This window comes from Ruegeria sp. D6, from assembly GCF_056534365.1.
Map to the genome: position 1 here is coordinate 156437 of NZ_JBQFPH010000001.1, position 25696 is coordinate 182132.

General features: G+C 56.1%; 23 protein-coding genes. 5 read left to right on the top strand and 18 right to left on the bottom strand.

What is annotated here, in order from left to right; genetic code table 11:
• Positions 1-11: 11 nt before the first annotated feature.
• The 13 genes from ACR0A1_RS00750 to ACR0A1_RS00810 all read right to left on the bottom strand — a co-directional run bounded on the left by ACR0A1_RS00750 (position 12) and on the right by ACR0A1_RS00810 (position 14552).
• A complete protein-coding gene (locus ACR0A1_RS00750; protein ID WP_480865862.1) occupies positions 12-2423 on the bottom strand; it encodes a ligase-associated DNA damage response DEXH box helicase in 2412 nt (803 codons plus the stop codon).
• A gap of 49 nt (positions 2424-2472) precedes the next feature.
• Positions 2473-3780, bottom strand: a complete 1308-nt coding sequence (locus tag ACR0A1_RS00755) for an ATPase (RefSeq protein ID WP_170397365.1) — start codon at positions 3778-3780, stop codon at positions 2473-2475.
• A 116-nt stretch (positions 3781-3896) separates the two neighbouring features.
• Positions 3897-4442, bottom strand: a complete 546-nt coding sequence (locus ACR0A1_RS00760) for a prepilin peptidase (protein WP_170404351.1) — start codon at positions 4440-4442, stop codon at positions 3897-3899.
• Positions 4443-4445: 3 nt separating this feature from the next.
• Positions 4446-5297, bottom strand: a complete 852-nt coding sequence (locus ACR0A1_RS00765) for a tetratricopeptide repeat protein (protein WP_170397362.1) — start codon at positions 5295-5297, stop codon at positions 4446-4448.
• A gap of 30 nt (positions 5298-5327) precedes the next feature.
• Positions 5328-5870: a tetratricopeptide repeat protein gene (locus ACR0A1_RS00770; RefSeq protein ID WP_370644360.1), complete on the bottom strand. Its 543-nt coding sequence runs from the start codon at positions 5868-5870 to the stop codon at positions 5328-5330.
• Between the two features lie 52 nt (positions 5871-5922).
• On the bottom strand, positions 5923-6900 hold the full coding sequence (locus ACR0A1_RS00775; protein ID WP_170397360.1) for a type II secretion system F family protein: 978 nt from the start codon (positions 6898-6900) through the stop codon (positions 5923-5925).
• 11 nt (positions 6901-6911) lie between these two features.
• Entirely contained in the window at positions 6912-7880 is a 969-nt protein-coding gene (locus ACR0A1_RS00780) for a type II secretion system F family protein (protein WP_170397358.1), read from the bottom strand.
• Positions 7881-7892: 12 nt separating this feature from the next.
• A complete protein-coding gene (locus tag ACR0A1_RS00785) occupies positions 7893-9332 on the bottom strand; it encodes a TadA family conjugal transfer-associated ATPase (RefSeq protein ID WP_170397349.1) in 1440 nt (479 codons plus the stop codon).
• Between the two features lie 17 nt (positions 9333-9349).
• Positions 9350-10582 (bottom strand): CpaE/TadZ family protein, encoded by a 1233-nt coding sequence (locus ACR0A1_RS00790; protein WP_170424297.1) that lies wholly within the window; start codon positions 10580-10582, stop codon positions 9350-9352.
• A gap of 201 nt (positions 10583-10783) precedes the next feature.
• The gene (locus tag ACR0A1_RS00795; protein WP_170397345.1) at positions 10784-11410 is read right to left on the bottom strand and encodes an OmpA family protein; all 627 of its coding nucleotides are present in this window, start codon (positions 11408-11410) and stop codon (positions 10784-10786) included.
• Between the two features lie 17 nt (positions 11411-11427).
• Positions 11428-12834, bottom strand: coding sequence for a type II and III secretion system protein family protein (locus ACR0A1_RS00800; RefSeq protein WP_170397343.1), 1407 nt, complete (start codon positions 12832-12834; stop codon positions 11428-11430).
• A 196-nt stretch (positions 12835-13030) separates the two neighbouring features.
• Positions 13031-13912 carry a Flp pilus assembly protein CpaB gene (gene cpaB / locus ACR0A1_RS00805; protein ID WP_170424295.1) on the bottom strand — a complete coding sequence of 294 codons (882 nt, stop codon included), beginning with the start codon at positions 13910-13912 and terminating at the stop codon, positions 13031-13033.
• A gap of 445 nt (positions 13913-14357) precedes the next feature.
• On the bottom strand, positions 14358-14552 hold the full coding sequence (locus tag ACR0A1_RS00810) for a hypothetical protein (RefSeq protein WP_170511390.1): 195 nt from the start codon (positions 14550-14552) through the stop codon (positions 14358-14360).
• A 352-nt stretch (positions 14553-14904) separates the two neighbouring features.
• Between ACR0A1_RS00810 and ACR0A1_RS00815 the strand changes: the two genes are divergently transcribed.
• On the top strand, positions 14905-15771 hold the full coding sequence (locus ACR0A1_RS00815) for a transglycosylase SLT domain-containing protein (RefSeq protein ID WP_170511416.1): 867 nt from the start codon (positions 14905-14907) through the stop codon (positions 15769-15771).
• Positions 15772-15816: 45 nt separating this feature from the next.
• On the opposite strand, the gene ACR0A1_RS00820 is transcribed toward ACR0A1_RS00815, so the two are convergent.
• The 5 genes from ACR0A1_RS00820 to tldD all read right to left on the bottom strand — a co-directional run bounded on the left by ACR0A1_RS00820 (position 15817) and on the right by tldD (position 22829).
• Positions 15817-16443 carry a 3-oxoacid CoA-transferase subunit B gene (locus tag ACR0A1_RS00820; protein ID WP_170397333.1) on the bottom strand — a complete coding sequence of 209 codons (627 nt, stop codon included), beginning with the start codon at positions 16441-16443 and terminating at the stop codon, positions 15817-15819.
• Entirely contained in the window at positions 16443-17147 is a 705-nt protein-coding gene (locus tag ACR0A1_RS00825; RefSeq protein ID WP_480865866.1) for a CoA transferase subunit A, read from the bottom strand. Before ACR0A1_RS00825 ends, ACR0A1_RS00820 begins: the two co-directional genes overlap by 1 nt.
• 92 nt (positions 17148-17239) lie before the next feature.
• Entirely contained in the window at positions 17240-19864 is a 2625-nt protein-coding gene (gene topA / locus ACR0A1_RS00830; RefSeq protein WP_480705564.1) for a type I DNA topoisomerase, read from the bottom strand.
• Between the two features lie 169 nt (positions 19865-20033).
• A complete protein-coding gene (gene dprA / locus ACR0A1_RS00835; protein WP_480865868.1) occupies positions 20034-21170 on the bottom strand; it encodes a DNA-processing protein DprA in 1137 nt (378 codons plus the stop codon).
• A 237-nt stretch (positions 21171-21407) separates the two neighbouring features.
• Entirely contained in the window at positions 21408-22829 is a 1422-nt protein-coding gene (gene tldD, locus ACR0A1_RS00840; protein ID WP_170424283.1) for a metalloprotease TldD, read from the bottom strand.
• A 176-nt stretch (positions 22830-23005) separates the two neighbouring features.
• Between tldD and coxB the strand changes: the two genes are divergently transcribed.
• The 4 genes from coxB to ACR0A1_RS00860 all read left to right on the top strand — a co-directional run bounded on the left by coxB (position 23006) and on the right by ACR0A1_RS00860 (position 25681).
• On the top strand, positions 23006-23917 hold the full coding sequence (gene coxB / locus ACR0A1_RS00845; protein ID WP_170397324.1) for a cytochrome c oxidase subunit II: 912 nt from the start codon (positions 23006-23008) through the stop codon (positions 23915-23917).
• 74 nt (positions 23918-23991) lie between these two features.
• Positions 23992-24948, top strand: a complete 957-nt coding sequence (gene cyoE, locus ACR0A1_RS00850; protein WP_480865870.1) for a heme o synthase — start codon at positions 23992-23994, stop codon at positions 24946-24948.
• Entirely contained in the window at positions 24945-25106 is a 162-nt protein-coding gene (locus ACR0A1_RS00855) for a hypothetical protein (RefSeq protein ID WP_170397320.1), read from the top strand. The genes cyoE and ACR0A1_RS00855 overlap by 4 nt, the downstream gene beginning before the upstream one ends.
• The gene (locus tag ACR0A1_RS00860; protein WP_170397318.1) at positions 25106-25681 is read left to right on the top strand and encodes a cytochrome c oxidase assembly protein; all 576 of its coding nucleotides are present in this window, start codon (positions 25106-25108) and stop codon (positions 25679-25681) included. The genes ACR0A1_RS00855 and ACR0A1_RS00860 overlap by 1 nt, the downstream gene beginning before the upstream one ends.
• Positions 25682-25696: the final 15 nt, after the last annotated feature.

A 25696-nucleotide genomic window follows, 5' to 3' on the forward strand; every position in this document is an offset into this window, starting at 1 on the left:
GCGCAAGTGGTTTATGCCGGTTGCAATCCGGCCGCCTGCAGCAACCGGGCACTTTCTTCCGCAAGCAGGCGTTCCTCGGCTTCGCCCTTGACGGGGACTTTGCCAACTTCGAGGAACAGAGGCGCCGCCAGGGGTGAGACGCGGTCTAGCCGCAGCAGGTCAATCCGGTCTCCGATCCGGGCGACCATGGCTTCGATCCGTCCGAAATCGACCAACCCGCGCATGGCCTCTTCGCGGGTGATTTGCATCAGCAGATGCTCAGGATCGTATTTCAGCAAGGTGTCATAGAGGATATCTGACGAAAATGTCGCCTGCCGACCACTCTTGCGCTGCCCACCAGTGTTGCGTTCGATCAACCCCGCGATTGTGGCCGAAGCACGAAATGTGCGTTTCATCACGGCGTTACCCGCCAGCCAAGTCTCCAATCCTTCTCGTAGCGCGTCCAACTGAAATAGTGGGCGCGGATCGGTCACCGCATCCAGCCCCCAGATTAAGGTGGCATAGTCAGTGGCTACAAATCCCAGCGGCGCAAGGCCGGTTTCCTCCATGCGTTTGGTCAACAGCAAGCCCAGCGTCTGTTGCGCATTGCGGCCGGCAAATCCGTAGACGCATAGATGCTCGCGCCCCCTGTCAGGGAAGCTCTCAATCAACAGGCGGTCACTTTGCGGCAGGCGTGATATCTCGCGCTGAAGACCCAGCCATTCGGCAGTATGTCCGGGCAGTTGAGGCCAATCCGGCTGTGCGAACATCCGTAGGATTCGGTCGCTCAGCTGGGTGGACGTGGCGAACTTAGTACCCGAAAAGGTCGCGATCTTGGGCTTGCGGTCAGCGCGGCGGCTGACCTCGACCACCATCTCTCGCAGACCCTCATAGCGGACGATCTGACCACCGATCAGAAAGGTATCACCAGGGGTTAGCGAGGCCGCGAATCCCTCCTCTACCTCACCCAGAGGCTTGCCCCCGCGATTGCGCTTAAGCCGAACCTTCAGCGTGTCGGTGTCCTGAATCGTGCCAAGGTTCATGCGGATACGCTGTGCCGCCCTCGGGTCGCGCAATTGCCAGGCTCCATCCGGGCGCTGCTGAAGCCTCTGCCACCGATCATAGGCTCGCAGGGCATATCCACCGGTGGCGCAGAATTCCAAACAGGCATCGAATTCAGCACGGGTGATCTGCGCATAAGGCCCGGCAGCCGTCATTTCGGCGTAGAGTGCATCTGCATCAAACGGTCCCGCTGCGGCGGCGATCAGAATATGCTGGCACAAAACGTCCCTGGGTCCTGGCCCGCGGGGGTCGCCATCCAGATCATGTTCTTGCACAGCTTCCAATGCAGCAACACATTCGACCACTTCGAACCGGTTGGCTGGGACGAGAATAGCTTTGGAAGGGGCATTGTAGCGGTGATTTGCGCGCCCGATCCGCTGCACCAGCCGCTTGACGTTCTTCGGCGCGCCGATCTGGATCACCAGATCCACATCGCCCCAGTCGATCCCCAGATCGAGGCTGCCGGTGCAGACAATTGCCCTCAGATCACCCCTGACCATCGCGGCCTCGACCCGTTCGCGTTGTTGCCGATCCAGGCTGCCGTGGTGAATACCAATGGGCAGAGCGTCGTCGTTGGCGAGCCAGAGGTTGTGAAAGAAAATCTCGGCCTGCGCCCGAGTATTGTGAAAGATAAGTGTCGTCTTGTGCTTTTTGATCTGCTCCATCACAGCGGGGATGGAATAGGCTGCGCCACCGCCCGACCATGGCGGCATCTCTTGTGTTTGCAGCATCGAGATATCGGGGTCAGGTCCGGGATCAGCCTGAATAATTCGGCAAGGATCGGGATTGCGGGCTAGAAATCGTGCGATGCCTTCGGGGTCTTCAACCGTGGCGGACAAGCCTACGCGGCGCAGATCGGGGCAGAGTGTCTGCAATCGTGCCAGCGCCAGCATCAATTGATCCCCCCGTTTGCTTTCTGCAAGTGCATGTATCTCGTCGACAACAATGCGCTGGACCCCAGCAAACATGCGCGGAGCATCTTCGTATGAAGTAAGTAACGCCAGACTTTCGGGCGTGGTCAGCAGGATATGTGGAGGATCGGCGCGCTGGCGTTTCTTCTGCGTGGCCGATGTGTCGCCGGTGCGATCTTCGATCCGAATTGGCAGGCCGATTTCCTCGACGGGAACGCGCAGATTGCGCCTGATATCCGCTGCCAGCGCCTTGAGAGGAGACACATAAAGCGTGTGCAATCCGTCATGCTGCCCTTCGGCCAACTCGGCCAGGGAAGGTAGAAAACCGGCCATGGTTTTGCCGCCACCAGTTGGAGCGATAAGAAGCGTCGCGGGATCATTCGCCCGCTCAAACATTTCTTGCTGATGCGGATGAATCGACCAGCCTTTGTTCGAAAACCAGTTTTGGATTGCCGGAGGAATCTGCACCATCCGACGAACCTAGCGCAGCCCTCAGGCCATGGAAACCAGGACCAGGGGATCAGTGAATGATCTTTTCTTCCTTCACGAACATGTTGGCCCAGGCTCGGTCGATCAGGTCCGGACTCATCTGATACGGGATACCCTCAAACTCGCAGATTGAGATCATCTGGTCGATCAGGAAGATCGGCTGATAGTTTGCGTAGATGTTGTTGATGGTCGGGTATTTGACCTTCAGCAAATGCACTAGCGCCGCCTCGTCTAGTGGCATACCGCGCTTGCGGGCGACCATGGCAAAGATCTTCAGGAAGTTCTCTTGGTTCGGGCCGTCGATTTTGATCTTGAAGAAAATCCGGCGCAGGGCCGCTTGGTCGAAAATCTCATTTGGGTGGAAGTTGGTCGAAAATATAACCAGCGTGTCGAATGGTACTTCGAACTTCTCACCCGATTGCAGGCCAAGGATATCCTTGCTTTCTTCAAGCGGAACAATCCAGCGGTTGATCAGGGCCTGAGGGGGCTCTGCCTGACGTCCAAGGTCGTCCACGATGAAGATGCCACCGGTGGATTTCAGCTGCAGAGGTGCCTGATAAGTACGCGCAGTGGGGTTGTAGACCAAATCCAGCATGCTCAGTGACAGTTCACCACCAGTCACAACGGTGGGGCGTTCGCACTGAACATAGCGAGTGTCGAACCGCTTGCGGCGGCGCAGGCTGTTGGGATCGTCCTCTTCTTGCTCGATCGCGGTGTGCACGATCGGGTCGTAGACCGTAATCACCTGACCGGCATATTCGATTGCGCGCGGAACATAGACGTTGTCCCCCAAAGCATCACGAATGCCGTTCGAGATCGAGGATTTACCATTGCCCGGAGGGCCATACATCAGAATTGAGCGACCGGCGCTGACCGCCGGGCCCAGATGATCCAGCAGGCTGTCGGGCAGAACAAGATGGCCCATCGCGCCAGTTAGCTGGTCGCGGGTGACTTGAATGTTACGGATCGACTGGCGCTTGACCTGCTCGCGGTAAACATCGAGCGGCACCGGCATCGCACCGAAATATTCAGACTGGCTCAACGCGTCCAACGCCCGCGCTTTGCCCGCATCGGTCAGCTGATAGCCCATTTCATTGCCGGAGTTGGCGTTCAGAGTCCCGGTCGCTTCAAGCAGTTTCTGCTCGCGTGCGATATCAACTAGTTCCTGTGTCACGGACCCGGGCAGACAGATGGCACCCGCAATTTCGCTGACCGTATCCACGTTCTTGCGAAAGACGGTCTTCAACAGAATGTCCCGCATCATCACCAGCGGAAGTTGCATTTCTCCCAGGCCTTTGGGGGCAGGGGGGGCAATCACAGAGGAGGTCTGCATATTCATGAGCGGGGCTCGTCCATCCAAAAATCACGCAAAAGGCCCTTGCGGGGCCGCTTTGGAAGAATTTGGCGCGGATTTGTGGCAGGACAAAGGCGCGGGCAAGGCGCGCTGATGATTGTTCACGATCCGTGGATTATGCCCAAAATCAAATAAACAACGAGGCTGCCAGCCAGCGTCAGACCCATAGGGAACTGTTTGCCGCGATCCCAGCTTTCCCAATGTGGTGCGATCTGGCGCAGCCGGGTGTATTTCGCCAACCGGTGGGCAAAGAACGCTCCCAGCAGAGTTGCCGTCAGAATCACCATGACCCACATCAGGTCACCGACCCAGACAAACGCTGCGGCTGCGGCACAGAACTTCGCGTCTCCGGCCCCCATCACACCAGCTGCATTTAGCACGATGCCGATAACAAGAACGACAACCATGTGAAGCAGCTGCCATCCGTAGACAGGCAGGGTCAGGGTTAACGGCCCGATGTTGCCGGGGATCCACGGACCGGACCACGGTGGCAATGCGATAAGCCCGACGATGAGATAAACAACCGCCAGCGCGACGACAGCGTGGTTCTTGATCCGCATCTCACGCATATCCGTAAAGGCAACGTAGAAACAGATCGGCAGAACAAAAGGTAGAAACCACGCCGCCGCTGCCGCTGGTATGATCATGGATCAGGCGTCCTCAAGGGCCCGAAGCGAGCGGACCGCCTCGTCATAATGCTGCGGGTGGGTGGAAATCGCCTCGCGATAGAGGTTCTTGGCCAGGTTGATATTCCCCTGTTTCACGGCTGAAATGGCCATGGTGTTCAACAGTTTCGCCCGTTCGGTCTGCGTCATTGGGACAACAGGAACGCTGTAGTTGCCCTGTGCGCTGCGCGCCAGAACAAGGTTGTTTTTGGCGGTGAACATAGAATTGTCCTGCCTAATGGCGTCGGTAAACAGCCGCTCGGCTTCCGCATATTGCCCGCGCGTTAGTTTGGAATAGCCCCAGTTGTTCATGACTCCGGCAGGGCGGGTCGTCAGGCCCACCGCGGTTTCGTAGTAATGGTCGGCGCGATTCCAGTCTTTTTTGGCATCTGCCACCAGCGCTTCAAGCCGATACCGTTTAAAGGTTTCATATGTAGGGGGGATCTTGTCCAATGTCGCCTTTGCGCCGTCCCAGTTGCCGCTGCGAATCTGCGCATCAGCGTATTCGACACGGTCGGCGTTGTTGGCCCCTTTCATGCTCAGCACTCGTTTCCACGCGGCGGAAGCTTCAGTGCTGCGCTTGGCACGGGTCAGCGTGATCGCTAGTCCTCGTTGCAGGTCGATGCGGTCAGGGTTCTTGGCGGCCGCACTTTGGAAATAGGTCACCGCCTCATTGGGATCGGCCGCATTCAGCATCACGTCATTCAGGTTGGTCTCGTCGATGACGTTCACTTCCTGAAAAGTACGTTCAACCTTTTCCTCTTCGGTTTCCTTTGCGCAGGCGGCCAAAACCAGCCCGCACGCCAGCATCGTCGGAATCAAGAAGGGTTGGCGCATTTTTGTGCGTCCTTTACTGCTCTGCCTCTATTACTGGATTTTACGCAGAACAAATTGCCCGTTGCCGCGCTGCTCCAGTTCAAATTCTTGTTCTTGAGGGGTATTATTAACAGGATTTTCCATTTTTGCGAGTGCTAACCGCAGATTGTCGCGGATTGCGTCACTTTCGCCATTGTCCAGCGCATAGGCTCTGCGGAACATCTGCGCGGCTTCGGCATATTCGCCCGTTTCCACCAAGAAGACACCCAGGTTGTTCCATGCCACAGGCCACTCGGGATCGTCCTCGACAGCACGACGCAGTAGCGGTTCAGCTTGGCCAATCCGGCGCAATCCCAAATTAGCTGTCCCAAGCGAAGTCAGGATTTGCGGGGTCATACCCTGTTGCAACGCGGCACGGGTGAAGGATTCAAGTGCAAGCTCATATTCGCCCGCCGCCATCAATCGGTTTCCGACGGTCACCTCATCTACCGCAGGCCCATCTGGGTCGACGCCAGGGGCAAACGGATCGTCTGTCGCGCCTGTTTCAGTGCAAGAGGCCACCATGGTGAAAACCATGGCGGCCTGAATTGTCATACGAAGGTGCCAACAACCTGATTTGGCAACCCAGCGAAGAAGCGGGAAGGCGTTATCGGTTTCCAAACTCCATAATACCTTTTGCCGAAGGTCCAACAAGGATGACCAGCAGAGGAGGGACGGTCAACATCATTGTCGCAAGGGTCATTTTGGTTGGCAACTTATTCGCTGCCTCTTCGGCGCGCATCACGCGTTTGTCACGCATTTCATCGGCATAAACCCGCAACGCTTCGGCAATGGATGTCCCGAATGTCGCTGATTGGATCATCACGGTGACGAACGCACTAACGTCCTGAACGCCGCATCGCGTCGCGAAGTCGCGCAAAACGGTGTCCTTTTCTTTACCGGCTTTCATTTCGTAGGCGACAACCTCGAACTCAAGCGCGATGTCTGGGTAAGATGCTTTCATCTCAGACGCGACCCGTACAATGGCCTGATCCAAGGACTGCCCGGCCTCGACGCATACCAACATCAGATCGAGCGTATCAGGGAAACCATTTACGATCGCTTCCTTGCGTTCCTCTACGCGCCGCGTGATCCAGTATTTGGGCACGAAGTAACCCGCAATACCAGGTCCCAGAACGCGAATGAGGATTTGTGTCGAGTCAAATTCCTGATCGCCCGCAAACACGGTAACCAGCGAGACGCCGATCAGGATCCCGATTATGCCCAATGCGAACTGAGCGAAGTGATAGAAACGAACCGCGTCCTTGGACTGATAGCCGGCTTGCCTCAACTTGAGTTGAACGGCGGTATACTCTTCTTCGTTCTTTGGTTCGAGAAAGTTGGCGAACTTCTCAAGCTGTTCGTTCCGGCTGGCTGTTCTGAGACGCTCTTTCTTTTCTTTCTTGTTGTTTTTTGGCGGTGAATTTGACCGCTGCAACTTCTTTAGTGGGTCTTCCGGCTGGTTCAGCATCAGCGGGATTGTGACCAGGATCATGAACAATCCCAAAACGCCCACGACAATCAGCGGACCGAATTCACCCAAGTTCTGCTTCAACAGTTCATTGATCTGGTTCAAAAATTCCATCTTTGGGCCTCTTAAACCTTAATGTCGGTCAGGATACGCATGACGATCAGGTTCAGGGTCAGCGTGATGCCGACAAAGAAACATGCCGGAATGAAAAGCGGATCGTCGATTACGGCGTCGTAGTAGTTCGGGTCCTTAACCATGATGAACAGAAGACAGGCGACCGGGAAACCCGACAGGAATTTACCTGACCATTTGGCTTCGGCGGTGATAGCGTTCACCCGGCGGAACAGTCGGAAACGCGCGCGGATCACCTTGGCCAATCCAGCCAAAATATCGGCAAGGTTACCCCCCGATTGCTGCTGGATCGAAACGGCGACGGCCAAAAACCGTAAATCCTGCATGTCCAGCCGCTCTGCCATATCTTTGAGTGCTTCACCGACATCCCGGCCATAAGCGGATTCATCCGAGATAACACCGAACTCTGTCGCAAGGGGGTCCTCGACCTCGTTAGCAACGATTTGGATCGAAGAAACAAATGGGTTTCCGACACGAAGTGACCGAACCATCAGTTCCACCGCGTCGGGCAATTGTTCTTCAATCAAGGCCATACGTTTATTGGCTTTGTTATTGACCCAAGCGTACACCGCTCCGACCCCGATCGCGACCGATAGAGCCGCCCGAAGCGTCGGTTCGGTCGCTGTTCCTACGCTCAAACCTACAAAAGCCAGCCCTGAAACCAGTGCCATGATCACAATCAACTGCCGAGGAGAGAAGGCGATCGCCGCCTTCTGCGCCTTGTCTGCCAATAGCGAGTAGAGCGGTATGCTCTGCGACTTCATGTGCTGCTGCATTTCCTTGCGCAGCTGCTCCAGTACTTGCTCGCGCCCGACGCCCTTATCGATCATGTCCAGCCTGCGATTGACGCGGCTGTTCAGGCTGATCGATTTTCCGAATGCGACGAGATAGATACCTTCGACCAGGGCAAAGACCCCGACGAAAATCACGATGTAGATGAGCGCCTCGACAGGCAGTTGCATATCTTGGTTCTCCTACATCGTGGTTGGATCGTAGATCGAGGCGGGCAGATCGAAGCCCCACAGACGGAAGCGCTCGGAATAGTGGCTGCGCACACCTGTGGCGGTGAAATGACCGATGATCTTGTTGTCGGGGGTCAGGCCAACACGTTGAAATTTAAATATTTCCTGCATCGAGATGACGTCACCTTCCATGCCGGTAATTTCGGTGATTGATGTCATCCGGCGCGAACCATCCTGCAGACGGCTGGCCTGAACGATCAGATTCACAGCCGACGAGATCTGGCTGCGGACCGCTTTGATCGGCATTTCGATCCCCGCCATGGCGATCATGTTTTCAAGACGCGAGATACCGTCACGGGCCGAGTTCGCGTGGATCGTGGTCATTGATCCGTCGTGGCCGGTATTCATGGCCTGCAGCATATCGATCACTTCGGCGCCACGGGTCTCGCCCACGATGATGCGGTCGGGGCGCATCCGCAGGGCGTTTTTCAAACAATCGCGTGGACTGACCTCGCCTTTGCCTTCAACGTTGGGCGGACGGCTTTCCATCCGACCCACATGGGTCTGCTGCAGCTGAAGTTCCGCGGTATCCTCAATGGTCAGAATGCGCTCGGCGTCGTCGATAAAGCTCGACAGCGCGTTCAGCGTTGTCGTTTTACCGGAACCGGTACCGCCCGAAACAATGATATTCAGACGAGTCGACACGGCGGCTTGCAGATAGGCTGCCATTTCTTCGGTAAACGCACCGAAATTGACCAGATCGTCGATGCCGAGCTTGTCTTTCTTAAACTTACGAATGGAAACAAGCGAACCATCCACCGCGATCGGCGGCACCATCGCATTGAAACGTGAGCCATCAGCCAAGCGGGCGTCAACATACGGGTTGGATTCATCGACACGGCGACCAACGGCAGAAACGATCTTGTCGATGATCCGCATCAGGTGCTTTTCGTCTTTGAACGTGATGTCGCTGATCTCAAGCTTACCGGCCCGTTCGACAAAAATCTGCTGGGGGCCGTTGACCAGAATATCGTTGACCGAGTCGTCTTGTAGCAGCGCTTCCAGCGGCCCGAGACCGGTGACCTCGTCATAAAGCTCTTTGTTCAGCTGGCTGCGGTCTTCACGGTTCAGAACGATGTTGCGGGCTTCCAGAACTTCGCTGGCAATCGCGCTGATTTCTGTCCGCAGCTCGGATTCTTCAGCTTTTTCAAGGGCTGCGAGGTTCAGGTTTTCAAGAAGCTCGCGGTGCAGCTCAAGCTTGATTTCGCCCAGCCGTTCCTTGCGTTTGCGTTCCTTGTCGTTTCCAACAACTTCTGCTGCCTTTTTCTTGACCGGCTTGCGCGCAATTGCGTTGGCAGCTGGTGCCGCAGCTGCCGCTGCCGGGGCCTCGACTTTCGACGCCTGGGTTTCAACCGGCTGCGCCGAAGGCTGTTTTTTGTATCTTGAAAACACGGCAGCTCCCCTTTGAGTTATGCGGCTTCGGCGTCACTGCTGCCAAGGCTATGAAGCGATTGAGCCAATTTGGCGATTTCCCGGCGCAGTGGGTTCTTGGCCGCTGAATTTGCCAGCGGTAAACCGTGGTCGCCGCTTTGCATGACGGGTTTGCCGCCATCGGGCAGAAGCAGATCAATGGAAATACCCAGACTTTCGCCCATACGTTTAACCCGGCTTTTACCGTTGAGATCGGTAAATTTCGGAGCCCGATTCATAGCAAACCGCAGTTTGTTGAAGGGTAATTCCTCGGCCTGCAGTGCCCGTTTCAGACGCAATGCATTCTGGGCCGAGCGCATATCCAGCTCGAGCAAGGCAAAATAGACATGGGCGGCCTGCAGAACCGTTTCTGACCAGTGAACAAGTGTTTTTGGCATGTCTATGACGACATAATCAAAATTCGCGCGTGCGGTGTCGATCACTCGCTGAATGTCCTCAGGCGTGATGATGTCCAGCGGCACCATGTCAGATGGTGCTGTTAGAACTTGCAGCTTCTCTTCAAACGTCTGGAGCGCCTGTCCGAAAGAGTCTTCGTCCATCGAATCCGTGTCTGAGAGCATTTCGAACACGGCTTCATGACGAGGCAGGTCCAAATAGGTCGAAACAGTGCCGTATTGCAGATCCAGATCGATCAGGCACACTTTCGGGGCTTCTTTGGCTGAAACCGTTGCAAGTTCCCATGCCAGATTGACCGCCATGGTTGTAGAACCGACACCACCTGCCAGGCCCTGCACGACAAAAAGCGCCCCTTCTTTCGAGGAGCCGTTCGTCGCAGTGGGCGCTGCTTGTGGTGCCACAACCGGATCGGGTTGTTGCATACGATCGATTGCTTCCTGAAGTTCATTTTCGGGAAGCGGGTAGGGGACAAACTCGTCCGCACCTCTGCGTAGCAGCTGATGCAATGCGGCAGGGGTGACATCCTCGGCGATCAAGACAACCTTGATGCCTTTTTCCTTGGCCTGAGTGATGATCTCACCCATCAGTGTCAGGTTGTCTTCATCATCGCCGTCCAGCGCCAGCGCTACAAATTGAAGCGTCTTGGCTTCAGGTTGGCTAAAGAACGCAAGCGCTTCGGCAAATCCAAGATCACCCCAGCGTTCGCCCAGCGCAGCTTCCATATCCTCGATCAAAAGGTCGAAGTTCTGGACATCACGGCTGATGGTGCAGGCCAAAATGGCGTTATTATCGTCTTGCGGCGTCGCGCTCGTCATTAACACAATCCTCATCGAGAGGGCTGAGCAAACCATTTGAACGCGAGAAGATTCAGTTCTGGTATGCTGTCGCCCGATGCGGTCGATTTTGGCCGCAGGTCACCCAATTGTTCACAAAGTGGCTTGGAAGTTAGGCAAGAATTGGGCGCAAAAGAACCAATTGTAGGGAAATGGGCGACAATGCCGCCCATTTCCTATTTATTAGTCGCTGGTACCACCGGCGTCTTCTTGCCGTTGGATATCGCTTATCGGGATCGCGCTTGAGATGTATTCGCGATAGATCACGTCCGCATATTTTCCATCTAGAATATTTGGATGCCGGTCGAAGAAGCCGGATACCTCGGTCACTGTCCGCCGATTGCGTCGATCCCGATCTTGGGTGGCAACCAACGGCCTGGATTTGCCAAAGGAAACAACGGCTTCCAACCGTGAACGCGATATTCCTTGTCGTGTCAGGAATGCAACGGCGGCATTGGCGCGGCGCTGGCCCAATCGCTTGTTATATGCCTCAGAGCCAACGGCATCCGTGTGCCCATAGACACGGAACCGCGCCTCGGGGAACTGTTTGATCCAGGCCGCCTGCTGCAACAGGATTCGTTGCGCCGAAGCGTCCAATTGCGCGCTATCGAAGGCAAAGTTGATCTGTGTTGGCACCTCGGCAGCGAAACGCCGCGCGAGGATTTGGCCATACGTCAACTCACCATTCATGACCTGAATGTTGTTCAGTGTAGCGTTACCAAACGTGCCCTGATCGATTTCGTACCCGGCCTCGCGTGTACAACCGGCGACAGCAACCGAAAGACCCAGTGTGATGATCCACTTTTCCATTGGTTCTATCCTCTCTATCAGTCCAGCACGTAGCCGTAAGAGGTGCCAAAATCCTGATTGGCAACTTCAGAGGCTGCACCATTTCCGGCGCGTTCAGTCCGAGAGATCTTGCCGTTTACGAACAGATCGAACTCGCTGGGCGGTTTCACACGATCGGTCGGCAGGGCAAGCGCCTCGCCACGAGTGGGCGACACCAGATGCGCGGTAATGATGATGATCAATTCACTCTGCTCACGCTGATACTGAGCGCTCCTGAACAACGCGCCCAATACAGGCACATCGCCAAGCCAGGGAACCTGGCTGTTCAGATCCGTGAAATCATCCTGGATTAGGCCTGCAATGGCAAAGCTCTCACCGTCGCGCAACTCGATGGTTGTCCGGGTTTGACGCGTGATGAAGCTGGGAACATTGTCGCCGTTGATCGTGAAGTTCGCACTCTGGTCGATGCTCGATACTGATGCACCCAGTTCCAGGTTGATCAGGTTGCCATCGACGACGCGCGGAACAAACAGGAGCTGTACGCCAAACTGACGATACTCGATCGCAACAACACCGTCGCCTTGGGGTACTGGGATTGGCACCTCACCACCGGCAAGGAACTCCGCCTCTTGGCCAGACAGTGCAGAAAGATTCGGTTCTGCCAAGCTGCGAACCAAACCCTTGGTTTCAAGGGCTTCCAAAAGCAGTCTAACCTGTGTCGACCCCGCGCCGAAACCGAAGAGAATGGCACCGGAATTTGTCTGAACAAACGGGATGTTGTTCGCCAGTGCGTTGTTCAGTGCGCCCTGGTTATTCAAGGAATTGAAGCCCGCAGTGGTGTCGCCACCGCCAAAGCCCAACGATGCCGACAAGTTTTTGGCTACAGAGCGGTTCATTTCCGCAAAGCGCACTTTCAGCATGACCTGCTGCACGCCACCGACATTCATCAGGTTCGATACACGTTCAGGGGCATACCGTTCTGCCAACTCAAGCGCACGCGCCAGTTTGGCACTGCTGGAAACTGTTCCCGACAAGACGATCCCATCATTGGCGGTCCGAACCTCGATTCGCTCACTGGGAAGAATCTGACGCAAGCGTTCTTTGAATTCCGAAACATCAGGGGAAACACGCACACGCACGTTGGTAATCAGATTACCCGCGCCGTCGAACATTGTCAGGGTGGTTGTACCCGGTGCCCGACCGAGAACATAGATAGTGCGGTCCGACAGGGTCGAAATATCCGCTATGCCTGCATTGGCAATGCTGATGTCTGCGAACGGTTGTTCGCTTTCCACCACGATTGCGCGATTTACGGGGACATCCAGCGTTTCCGCTGTACCCTTTTTAACCACGCGAAGATTTTGGGCCCAAGCGGCATCGCCGATTGGGCTCACAACTAGCGACAACCCCAGCAGGGTTGCGCTGATCCAGGAACGTATTGTCATGTGACCTGCCTCTCCGATCACCACTCGATTTTTTTTGGGTCTTATGCCCTATGCTATGAAACCCTGCGACAGAACCAGATTTATTGCAATAATCAATGGTTTCTGGAAAGTTCCTTATGTGGATTATGCGCAACAACACAAAGAAAGAGACCGCGCAAAATGCGCGGTCTTTGTCTCGTAAAGGTCTGAAACTTAGTTAGTTTGTGCAGGGAATTGGGGTCTCTACCGTCTCGCCACCACGACGGGTGCGGATTGTGCAGACCTTCTCCGGAGCTGCGACGGGGGCCGGGGCCCTCTCTTCAATGCCAAGCAAAGACTGCTGATCGACTTCAACCACCTCTGCCACCTTGTCATCTTGAGCGCCAACCAGTGCCAGCGACATGCGACCCGTGTTCTGAGCCTGCGCCAAAGCGGCGATCTGTTGTGGCGTCGCTGCAACTGTGACCGTGCGAGCAATGGTTGTGCCGGTTACATCCAGTCCCGCCGATTGATCAACAGCGACCAATTCGATGTTCGTCAGTACCAAACGAGTAATCTCACCGCGGCCAGAATCGCTGGTGCCACGTAATGAGCCGGTCCAATATACGTCCACCGTATCGCCCGGGCGCAAAAAGCCCGATACGCCAGATGCCACGTCAACGCTTATCGCAAATGCGCGCATTCCCTTGGGCAATTGTGACCTGAGGCCAGCAGTCTCGCCTGGATTGGTGACTTTGACTTCCATAATCGCTTCGTCTTTCTCCATCGCGCGGAGAACGAATCGTTCATTGTTTTTGATTTCCGGGAATAGGGTTGTCATGTCCACGAAGGCACCCTCGGGAATCGCATCCTCTGGCCACTGAACGACGCGGATATCTTCCTGGTTCAAACGTTCGCCGTATTTGAAGGAGCGATTCGAAACCAAAACGCCTACTGTCGGGACAATGCCCGCCTGCGCATTGGCAAGCGCCTCTTCGCGCAACTTGCGTTCCTGAGCAAGTTTGGCCTGATTGTCCGTGATGTATTCGCGTGCCATATAGACAGCACCACCGGCCAACGCGACCCCGATGATAAGAACAAGTCCAAAAACAGCTCGCATTTGTCCCTCTTTATTTTCCGTAGACCGCGACTCTTGAAGTCACATCGATTCAGGATCCAAGATATTTTTCAATTGTGTCGAAAAAGCGGACAATCCCGGTAATTTTTGGTAGAAAATACGTTTATTCGCAGGGTTGCCGTCTCGCTAGTAAATGGGAATGGGCCCGCGCTACTCAAAGACCATCTCTTCTACTTCTACATTTGCGATCGGCTGTCCCGCTGTTAGAAGTCCTTGGCTCAGGATGAAGTAGATTATTGCGGCGAGACCTGCGATTGCAGCAGTTAAAACCACCCAGTCTACGGTTATCGCGCCGGTCTCATCGGTTCGGAAACTATGTACTCTTTTTAACATTGGACTATACCGGATCGCTCTCTTCTGAAAACAAAGGGGCCACGCCTTTGAGTAAAGACATGGCCCCAAGTTGTTATGCTAGACCGATAACAGATTAATCGGTATCCGGAACTGTCACAGTTACCGAACCCAGAGCGTCATCGATGTTGCCTGCCAGGCTGCTGGCACCATTGTGGATCTGGTTGTAAGCAACGGCTGCCAGGCCAACAACAGCTGCGGTCAGAACGACCCAGTCTACAGTTACGGCGCCGTCTTCGTCTTTGCGGAAGTTCTTGATGAACTTGATCATGTTATGTCCCTCCTAAAGGATCAAAAATTAATTAACCTCGGCGTCTTTCAGAGCTTTCTCTCTCAGTCCGCTCCCGATCGTCTCGGTATGGATATATGTTTGACCCCTGTGCGTGGCAGGAATTGGGCCAAACCAATATTTTTTTGCTCAAAGCTTAATTTTTTGTTGGTGAATTTAGTAACTAATTGAAAATAAATAGAAAAAATCACACCTTTTTTGTACTTCCGTTGTGTGGGCGATGCAAAATGGCGGCAATTGAGGCGAAATTGCCCCAATTCGCTTGGTTTTTCTGGTGTTGCGGGCCGTTATGATGTTCAAAATGCTTCAAAAGATAAGAAATCGAGGCAGGCAAATGTATTTCCGGGACGCAGTATTATGCGCCGGTGCAGCGGTGTTTCTGATGGCGGGTGCGATTCCTGTCACTGCAACCGAAACCGAGCCGCGCGGCGTCTATAAGCGCATAAAGGCCCCGAAACCGGGGACACGTCCGCGCGTGACGATTCAGATCACGCCCGAACAACATGCAGCATCACCATCAGCCCCCAGCACTGGCGCCAAGCTGGAAGTGCCTGAGATTGCCGCTATCGCAAAGCCGCCCCCATCGGTTCCTCAGAAGATTGCGGGGGCGACCAAGCCAGTTGGCTCTTATAAAGCATTCTGGAGCCGGGTATCCCCCGATCTGGCGCAGGCCAGCGCAGGTAGGCTGAGAGAGGCCGTTCAAGCGCTTACTGCCACGGGTGTCGCGGCGCCGCGTCTGCAGACCTTGCAAGACATCGCAGAAAAGCGAGGGGTGGATATTCTACGTTCGACCGTAGGGACGAATGTCTCACCCGCACTTGTCCTAGCCGTTATCTCGGTAGAATCTGCGGGCCGCACACAGGCTGTCAGTTCTGCCGGGGCGCAGGGCTTGATGCAATTGATGCCAGCTACCGCCGAACGTTTTGGGGTAGAGGACAGCCTGAAACCTGAACAGAATATCGAAGGTGGGGTCAAATACCTGCATTGGCTCATGAACGAGTTCGACAATGACCCGATTCTCGTACTGGCAGGTTACAATGCCGGCGAAGGGGCCGTGCGCAAGCATAGTGGTGTGCCACCTTATGCCGAGACCAGAGACTACGTGCCCAAGGTTCTGGCCGCGTTTCAGGTCGCGAGTGCTCTTTGTACAACAACACCGCAGTTCGTTTCGGACCCCTGCATTTTTCAGACTTCGAACTAAAAAAGGCCCGCGTCGCAGCGGGCCTTATGAATCATTGGCCTGAGGTCAATCTACGATTGTTGCCTGAGTCGCTCCTCGCATCTCGTCCTCGCTGACGCCGTCGGCCAGTTCGACGATCTTCAGGCCACCTTCGACGACATCCAGAACACCCAGATTGGTGATGATGCGATCCACAACGCCCTGGCCAGTCAGAGGCAGCGTGCATTCCTTCAGCACTTTTGAATCACCATGCTTGTTGGTGTGATCCATCACTACAATCACGCGACCAACGCCAGCGACCAGATCCATCGCACCGCCCATACCTTTGACCAGCTTGCCGGGGATCATCCAGTTGGCCAGGTCTCCTTTCTCGTCCACTTCCATCGCACCCAAAATCGCAGCAGCGATCTTACCGCCTCGGATCATGGCGAACGAGGTCGCGCTATCGAAGTAAGAGGTGCGGGACAGTTCGGTAATCGTTTGCTTGCCTGCGTTGATCAGGTCAGCGTCTTCCTCGCCCTCAAACGGGAAAGGCCCCATGCCCAGCATACCGTTTTCGGACTGTAGGGTGATGTCCTTGTCCCCTACATAGTTCGCTACCAGCGTCGGAATACCGATGCCGAGGTTCACATACATGCCGTCTTCCAGCTCTTCTGCCGCACGTGCGGCCATCTGATTGCGATCCCAGGGCATTATGCGTCCTCCTTCTTGCGGGTGGTGCGCTGTTCGATGCGCTTTTCGTGGCTGCCTTGGATAATGCGATGCACATAGATGCCGGGCAGGTGGATGCCATCCGGGTCCAGCGAGCCGCGCGGGACGATTTCTTCAACCTCAGCCACACAAATCTTGCCGCAAGTCGCTGCGGGCACGTTAAAGTTGCGGGCGGTCTTGCGGAACACGAGGTTCCCGGTGTCATCGGCTTTCCACGCCTTTACGATCGCGAGGTCGGCGAAGATGCCTTCCTCCATGATATAGATCTCGCCGTTGAAGTCCTTGTGCTCTTTGCCTTCAGCGATCACCGTTCCCACGCCCGTCTTGGTGTAAAACCCGGGGATGCCAGCGCCACCGGCCCGCATCCGCTCGGCCAGTGTGCCTTGTGGATTGAATTCCAGCTCCAGTTCTCCACTGAGATACTGGCGCATGAATTCGGCGTTTTCCCCAACGTAAGAGCTGATCATCTTTTTGACCTGCTTGGTTTGCAGCAGGATGCCGATGCCAAAATCATCCACACCTGCGTTGTTTGAGGCAAACGTCAGGTCCTTCGCGCCTGAGGCCTTGATCGCTTCAAGCAGCATTTCCGGGATACCGCACAGCCCAAAGCCGCCCGCAGCGATCAGCATGCCGTCCGATATCACCCCATCGAGCGCCTCATAGGCATTGTCATAGATTTTCTTCATGGAAAACTCCCCCAATGACATGGTGTTGGGCCGATTTGTGCCGCCACGTCACGGGGAAGTCAACGAATCCAAGGGGCAGGTGGTATTTCTACCTAACTTGCTTTCTTGGTGGTCTTCTTGGCAGCAGCTTTCTTCTTGGGGGCTGCCTTTTTCTTTGTGCCTTTCTTGGCCGCGCGTTCATTGACCAGTTCGATGGCCATTACCTGGGTCACATCCTCGGGTTTGATGTCTTTGGGGATCGTCGCGTTGACCTTTTCCCATTTCACATACGGTCCATAGCGCCCGTCCAGTACCTGCATCGCGCCGCCATCGGGATGGTCGCCCAGCTCTTTCAGCGGCTTCGCGGCCGCCCGACGTCCGCGACCTGGATTGGCGCGTTTTTCGGCCAACAGTTCGACGGCGCGGTTCATGCCGATCTCAAACACATCGTTCGGGTCTTTGAGGTTGGCGTAGACAGGCTTTGCCTCGTCGGCCAACTGATGCATTAGATAAGGTCCAAAGCGACCAAAGTTCGAACTGATCATGCCACCTTCGGGGTGCTCGCCGATCTGACGGGGCAAGGACAGAAGCGTCAGAGCTTTCTCCAGATCCATGTCGTCTTTGCTCCAGCCACGGGGCAGGGACGCACGAGGAGGCTTCTTGTTCTCAGGCGTGGGCTCTCCACGCTGGACATATGGCCCAAAGCGACCGGATTTCAGCCAGATCTCATCGCCCGCATCTTCGCCCAGCAAACGCTCGTCACCTTCCGCGCCCTCACCAGCGATCGGACGGGTATAAGTGCACTCAGGATAGTTGCCACAACCGACAAACCCGCCGGTGCGCGAAGTTTTCAGATGTAACTGGCCAACACCGCATTTCGGGCAAATGCGCGGGTCCGAGCCATCTTCACGCGGCGGATACAGCTGCGGTGCCAGCGCTTCGTCCAGCTTGTCCAGCACTTCCGAGATACGCAGCTCCGATGTCTCACCAATCGCGGCAGAGAAATCGCGCCAGAACTTTCCCAGCAGATCCTTATAGTCGCGTTCACCTGCGCTGACGTCGTCAAGCTCTTCTTCCAGATTGGCGGTGAACTCGTAGCCCACATACTGGCGAAAGAAATTCAGCAGGAAGATGGTGACGATCCGGCCCTTTTCTTCGGGGATCAGCCGATTCTTGTCTTTACGTACATATTCACGATCCTGAATCGTGGTGACAATCGAGGCATAGGTCGACGGACGCCCGATCCCCAGCTCTTCCATCCGTTTGACCAGCGTCGCCTCTGTATAGCGCGGCGGCGGTTGGGTGTGATGCTGCAGCGCCAGAACGGATTCGTTCTCGGCCAGAATGGCGGCCTTTTCCGAGTCGGCGGTGGCCTTGGCAAACTGATCACGCAGCGAGGTCTTGGCAAAACGTGCGGGATCGCCCTGCATGATCTGTGGCAAGCGCTTGTCGTCATCGTCGACCACGTCATCGCGGCCTTCTTCGTAAACGCGCATGAAGCCATCGAACAGCACCACCTGACCGGTGGCGCGCAGGCCAACCTGACCGTCCGCGCTGGTAATCTCGACAGTCGTGCGTTCAAGCCGTGCGGCAGCCATCTGGCAGGCAATGGTGCGTTTCCAGATCAGATCATAAAGCTTGCGCTGATCCTCATCGGTCACCTTCAGCGCCTTGGCATCGCGCGACATATCTGTCGGGCGAATACACTCGTGTGCTTCCTGAGCGTTCTTGGCCTTGTTTTTGTACATGCGCGGGCTGTCTGGCACGTATTCCGCACCATAACGGTCGGCGATTGCATCGCGCGCTGCCGCCACGGCCTCGGGGGCCATGTCGATACCGTCGGTTCGCATGTAGGTAATGTATCCGGCCTCATACAGCCGCTGGGCCACCTGCATCGCATGGCGTGCACCCATGCCGAACTTGCGGCTGGCTTCTTGCTGCAAGGTCGACGTCATGAACGGGGCAGAGGGGTTGCGCGCGGCAGGCTTGGCCTCGACCGATGTCACGCTCAGATCACGGCTGGTGATCGCCTGAACCGCCAGTTCGGCTTGCGTTGCATTCGCTAGATCGTGCTTGTCCAGTTTCTTGCCTGCCAGCGTGACTAGACGCGCCTCGTAGGTTTGTCCCCTAGGCGTCTCGAACACAGCTTTGACCGACCAGTATTCGACCGGCTTGAAGGCTTCGATCTCCATCTCGCGTTCGACGATGAGGCGCAGGCAGACCGATTGCACGCGCCCCGCTGAACGGGCACCCGGCAGTTTGCGCCACAGAACGGGCGACAGGTTGAACCCTACCAGATAGTCCAGCGCGCGGCGGGCCAGATAGGCCTCGACCAGCGGCATATCGACCTCACGCGGGTTCTGCATCGCCTCGGTCACGGCGTCCTTGGTGATCGCGTTGAACGTCACGCGGCTGACTGGCGTGTCCTTCTTGATCGAACGCCGCTTGGTCAGCGCTTCTTGGAGGTGCCAGCTGATTGCCTCGCCTTCTCGATCAGGGTCGGTCGCGAGGATCAGTGCGTTGTCTTCTTTCAGAGCGTCGGCGATCGCCTTGACATGCTTACGGCTGTCATTGCCGACCTCCCATTTCATTGAAAATTCATGCTCGGGATCGACCGACCCATCCTTCGGCGGCAGGTCCCGCACATGGCCATATGAGGCCAAAACGGTGTAGTCGGGGCCAAGATATTTATTGATCGTTTTTGCTTTGGCCGGAGATTCTACAACAACTACGGGCATTTAAGAGGAATCCTCGCTCGACGGATTTTGCGCTTTGTATGACCGTGCAAAATGTGTGGGGCAAGATCGAATTGTCAATGCGTTCGTTTTCACTACTAAAAATACTCTGAATTCAAGCCGGTTCTGGCCGCACCGCTCGCGGAATCAGGTGTCGAATCCATTCGGTAACTTAGGCGCAAAGTGACAGCAGGCCGCCTGGTTGCCGCTGAATCTTGCCCTCAAGCTCCAGATCGACCAACACAGGGCCGACTTCGCCCGCAGATGCAGCGATGTCCCGGATCAACTGGTCTTCCGCGATCGGAGATGGGCCAAGTCGAGTCAGAATCGCCTCGTGCAAGGCTTGGGGCGTGATTTCGGCTGTGTCTGCCTCGGGTCCAAGGGGTAGGATTTGTTGGGCGGAGGATTGTAGCTGTTGCTTGGGCAAAGCATCAATCACGTCTTCTGCATTGCGGACGAGTATAGCCCCGTCTCGGATCAGCAGATTGCATCCTGCCGCGCGGGCGTCAAAGGGATGGCCGGGCACGGCCAGAACCTCGCGCCCTTGGTCCAGGGCGTCCCGCGCGGTGATCAAGCTGCCGGATTTCGCCGCGGCCTCGACAACGACCACTGCCTGCGCCAGACCCGAGATAATGCGATTGCGGCGCGGAAAATGTCGTGCCTGAGGCGTTGTGCCCATCGGTTGTTCAGACAGACGAAGTCCGGTGTCTGCGATATCTCGCGCCAGATCGGCATTTTCGGCCGGATAGATCACATCAACCCCACCTGCCAACACTGCCACAGTACCGGTCGCCAATGCGGCGAAGTGCGCCGAGGTGTCGATGCCGCGGGCAAGCCCCGAGACCACGACATAGTCTTGCTTACCCAGATCCGTCGCCAACGCCCGCGCCATGCGCGCGCCCAGCGAAGAACAGTTCCGTGCCCCGACCATGGCAATTGCCCGGCGTTTCAAGATCGACGGATCGCCGATTGCCCAAAGCATCGGGGGCGCATCCGAAAGGTCACATAACGCGTAAGGGTAATCGGCGGCCCCAAGGCACAAAAGCTGCGCTTTGGCGACCTTTGCGGCCTTGAGCTCCGCCTCAATTACGCCGGGCGGGCAGATTTCATAATCCTCGATCCCGGCAGCGCGCGCCATTTCCGGCAACGCGGCCAGCGCGTTCTGCGCCGAGCCATGTTCGCGCAATAAGCGCCGGAATGTTGCCGGCCCTACTTTGCGTGAGCGCAACAGACGGAGCCAGGAAAACCGGTCCTCTTCCGTGGTGGGTGGGAGTGGGGGGTGATTGGAAGAAAGCTGCTCTTCGGTCATCCGATGCTCCGCCTGATTGCAAAACTGGTTTACGGTGCAGCGGGTTAACAGCCTGTGAATCTTAGAAAATTAGATCAGTATTTTTCGAACCCATCCCTCGGAGAGATGATTATGTCATTGAAAGAAAGAAAATTCGTGCGAATTTTCTTGGCACACATAGTCCATGGATGAGTTTTTGATTTGACGCGAAGGGTAGTGTGTTAACCCTTCGCGCCTTGATTCTTCTTTTGAGCCGACTCAGGTGGCAGAGCCGCCCACAGTCAGCCCATCCATCAAAACGGTAGGTTGGCCGACACCGACCGGCACCCATTGCCCATCCTTGCCACATGTGCCCATGCCGGGATCCAGCGCCATGTCATTGCCCAGTCCCCGAATGCGTTTTAGCGCCGAGGGGCCGTCGCCAATCAGCGTCGCGCCTTTGACCGGAGCGCCGATCTTGCCGTTCTCGACACGATATGCCTCGGTGCAGGAGAACACGAACTTGCCGTTGGTGATGTCGACCTGGCCACCGCCGAAGCCCACAGCCCAGATACCGTCTTTGATATCTGCCACCAACGAGGCCGGATCGGCATCGCCACCCAACATGATTGTGTTGGTCATGCGCGGCATCGGTTTATGGGCATAGCTTTGACGCCGGCCGTTCCCGGTTGGAGAAACGCCCATCAGGCGTGCGTTCTGTCGGTCCTGCATATATCCGGTGAGGATTCCATCCTCGATCAGAACTGTACGCGAACTGGGTGTACCCTCGTCATCCATTGATATCGAACCGCGTCGGTCTGCAATCGTCCCATCATCCACGACTGTTACACCTTTCGAAGCGATCTGCTGCCCCATCAGCCCGGCAAAAGCGGAACTGCCCTTGCGGTTGAAATCACCTTCAAGCCCGTGGCCGATGGCCTCGTGCAACAGAATGCCGGGCCATCCGGGGCCCAACGCGACTTCCATCACGCCGGCAGGTGCAGGGACGGCATCCAGATTGACCATCGCGATCCGCAGAGCCTCACGCGCCTTATCTTGCCAGTCTGAGGGATCGATCAAGCCATCCAGCCCAACACGTCCGCCACCTCCGGCAGAGCCGCTTTCGCGCCTGCCGTTCTGTTCTACGATAACCGAGATGTTCAGGCGGGTCATCGGGCGTATATCGCGCACCTGCACACCATCGGGGCGAAGAATCTCGACCTCCTGCACTGCAGCGGCAATCGTGGCGCTGACTTGCACAACCCGGGAATCCAGATCACGGGTAAAAGCGTCTATCTCGCGCAGTGTCTCGATTTTGACCGGGAAGGCGGCGGATTCGATCGGGTCTTCATCGGTATATAACCTGGTATTGGTGGCACGTGGTGGCCCGGCCAGCGTCCCACCACCATCGCCGACCGCCAACCGCGCGGTTTCGGCTGCACGCTTCAGAGAGGGAATCGAAACATCCGTTGAATGCGCGTATCCAGCCACTTCACCCTGCACCGCGCGAAGACCGAATCCCTCGGAAGCGTCGTAAGAGGCCGTGCGTAATCGACCGTCATCAAACACCAAAGATTCGGATTTGCGCCGTTCTACGAACAGTTCCCCATCCTCGGCGCCATCAGTTGCAGCCTTCAGTACAGCAAGCGCTTCATCCTTCGGAAGAACGCTTTCAAACGGGCGAAACGGGGCCTGAGTCATCAGTTGTGACCTTTCGGGTTTGATCCAGATCAAAAATAGCGTCTGTTTGACGCAAGCATTTTGCTTTATCTACCCGACGGAATATGGTTTTTAACGCGGCCAAAGACAACGGGAGAGGTGCGACCGATTCACACCTTTTCGCGAGAGACGCAAAGATCAAACGATCAGGACAGAAAATGAAGAATGCTTTGATGCTTTCCGGGCTTGCTACGGCCCTCTCCAGCCTTCCCGCCATGGCTCAGGAGCTTGAGATTATTGGCAAGCCGGTTGACGGCGGCATGGGGTTCCAGCCTGCTGCCACCAGCCTTGCCGAAGGGATTCAGTCGCTGGACAACATGATTCTGGTGATCATCACCGCGATCTGTGTGTTCGTTGCGGGTCTGCTGGTTTACTGCATCGTACGCTACAACCAGCGCGTAAACCCGAACCCGGCTCGGTTCTCGCATTACACTCCGGTTGAGATTGCCTGGACTTTGGGCCCGATCCTGATTCTGGTCTTCATCGGGGCTTTCTCGCTGCCGGTTCTTTTCAAGCAACAAGAGATTCCCGAAGGCGACATCACCATCAAAGTCGTGGGGAACCAGTGGTACTGGACCTACGAATATGTCGATCATGACTTTGCCTTCGATAGCTATCTCCTGGGCCACCCGGCCACCCTCGACGAGGGCGCGCGCCCGGCGGATGCCGACGTAACACCGTTTGTTCTGGACGATGCGATGCGGGCGAAGCTGGCCGATGCAGGCTATGGCGAAGACGAATGGCTGCTCGCCACCGACACCGCGGTCGTTGTTCCGGTCGGCAAGATTGTCGTGATGCAGGTTACTGCATCGGACGTGATCCATTCCTGGACCATTCCTTCGTTCGGCGTGAAGCAGGACGGCGTTCCTGGTCGTCTGGCCGAACTGTGGTTCGAAGCAGACAAGGAAGGCGTCTATTTCGGACAGTGTTCTGAGCTGTGCGGTAAAGACCATGCCTATATGCCAATCACTGTCAAAGTGGTCAGCGAAGAGGCATATGAACAGTGGCTGCAGGGCGCGCTTGAAGAATATGCAGGTCAGCCTGCTTCCTACCAAGTGGCCTCGAACTAAGCCCTTTGCGGCCTAGATAAACACATGCGAGCTGCGCGGAAATCGCGCAGCTTTTGCCCCGAAAAGGACCGGATATGAGCGACGCAAGCTTCAATGCCAGCACCGTTTCTGCGCAGACCCGCGCGGACGAGTCCAGCTTTGGTGATTATTTCGCCCTGCTGAAGCCGCGCGTGATGTCGCTGGTCGTATTCACGGCTTTGGTCGGACTGCTTGCGGCTCCGGTTCCGATACATCCATTTGTTGGCTTCTGCGCCATCCTGTTCATCGCTATTGGTGGCGGTGCATCCGGCGCGCTGAACATGTGGTGGGACGCGGATATCGACCGCGTGATGAAGCGCACCAAAGGCCGTCCAATCCCCTCTGGCAAAGTTGAAGAAGGCGAGGCATTGGCGCTGGGTCTGGCTCTGTCTGGCCTGTCCGTGATTATGCTGGGTTTGGCAACCAACTGGTTTGCAGGGGCGTTTCTGGCCTTCACAATTTTCTTCTATGTCGTCGTCTACACGATGTGGCTGAAACGCTCGACTCCGCAGAACATCGTCATTGGTGGTGCCGCGGGGGCGTTCCCGCCGGTCATCGGATGGGTCGCGGCCACAGGTTCGATGACGCTTGAGCCGTGGTTGATGTTCGCCCTAACATTCATGTGGACGCCGCCGCATTTCTGGGCTTTGGCGCTGTTTATGCGCTCGGACTACGACGACGCAGGCGTGCCGATGCTGACCGTCACGCACGGTCGACGCGCCACACGCTGGCACATTCTTGTCTATACCGCGCTGCTGGCGGTGCTGGCGGTGGGTACTGCGTTCTCGGATATCGGAGGCCCGATTTATCTAGTTGTTGCGCTGGTTCTGAATGGCTTGTTTCTGCGGGGGGCCTGGCAGATTTCTCGTCGAAACGAAGACGATTCGGAGGCCGACAACTTCAAGGTCGAACGCAGTTTCTTCAAACTGTCGCTGCTGTACCTGTTTCTGCATTTCGGCGCGATTCTCGTCGAGGCCCTGTTGAAACCTTACGGATTAGGAGGCTGGTCATGAGCCTGCGCAAAACTCACGAACTTCACCAAAGACGGTTCAGCCGCAATCTGGGCGTCGGCCTGACACTGGCCGCGTTCATCGTGATCATCTTCGGCCTGACAGTCGTCAAGGTCTCGAACACAGATTTTAGTCTGGCGACGCAGCAGGTGCAGAACTGATGAAGTTGACGGGGCCACAGAAAACGGTCGCGCAACTGGTCGGCGTCGTCGTCCTTATGGGCGGTTTGGCATGGGCAGCGGTGCCGTTTTATAATTGGTTCTGCCGGGTCACGGGGTATGGAGGGACCACCGGGGTTGCCGAGAAAGCCCCTGATGACATTCTCGACCAAGTGGTGACGGTCCGATTTGATGCCTCCAAGGCCAAGGGTATGCCGTGGGAATTCAAGCCCGTCGAACGCGAGATGAAAATACGTATCGGTGAGACAGGTCTGGCGTTCTACGAAGCGTACAATCCAACCGACAAGCCCGTCGCAGGGCAGGCGTCCTACAACGTGGCGCCCTATTCCGCCGGGGGGTATTTTCAGAAAATCGCCTGTTTCTGCTTCGATGAACAGGTGTTGGAGCCGGGTGAGCGAGTCGAGATGCCCGTTACGTTCTTCGTCGATCCCGAACTGATCGAAGATCCCGAAGCAAAATATGTGCATACGATCACGCTGTCGTATACATTCTATGAGATTGATCTGCCCGAGGGCTATGCCGCCCTTGACGTGCAGGCTGAGACAAACAAGAACTAACGCCTGTAGGTGAGG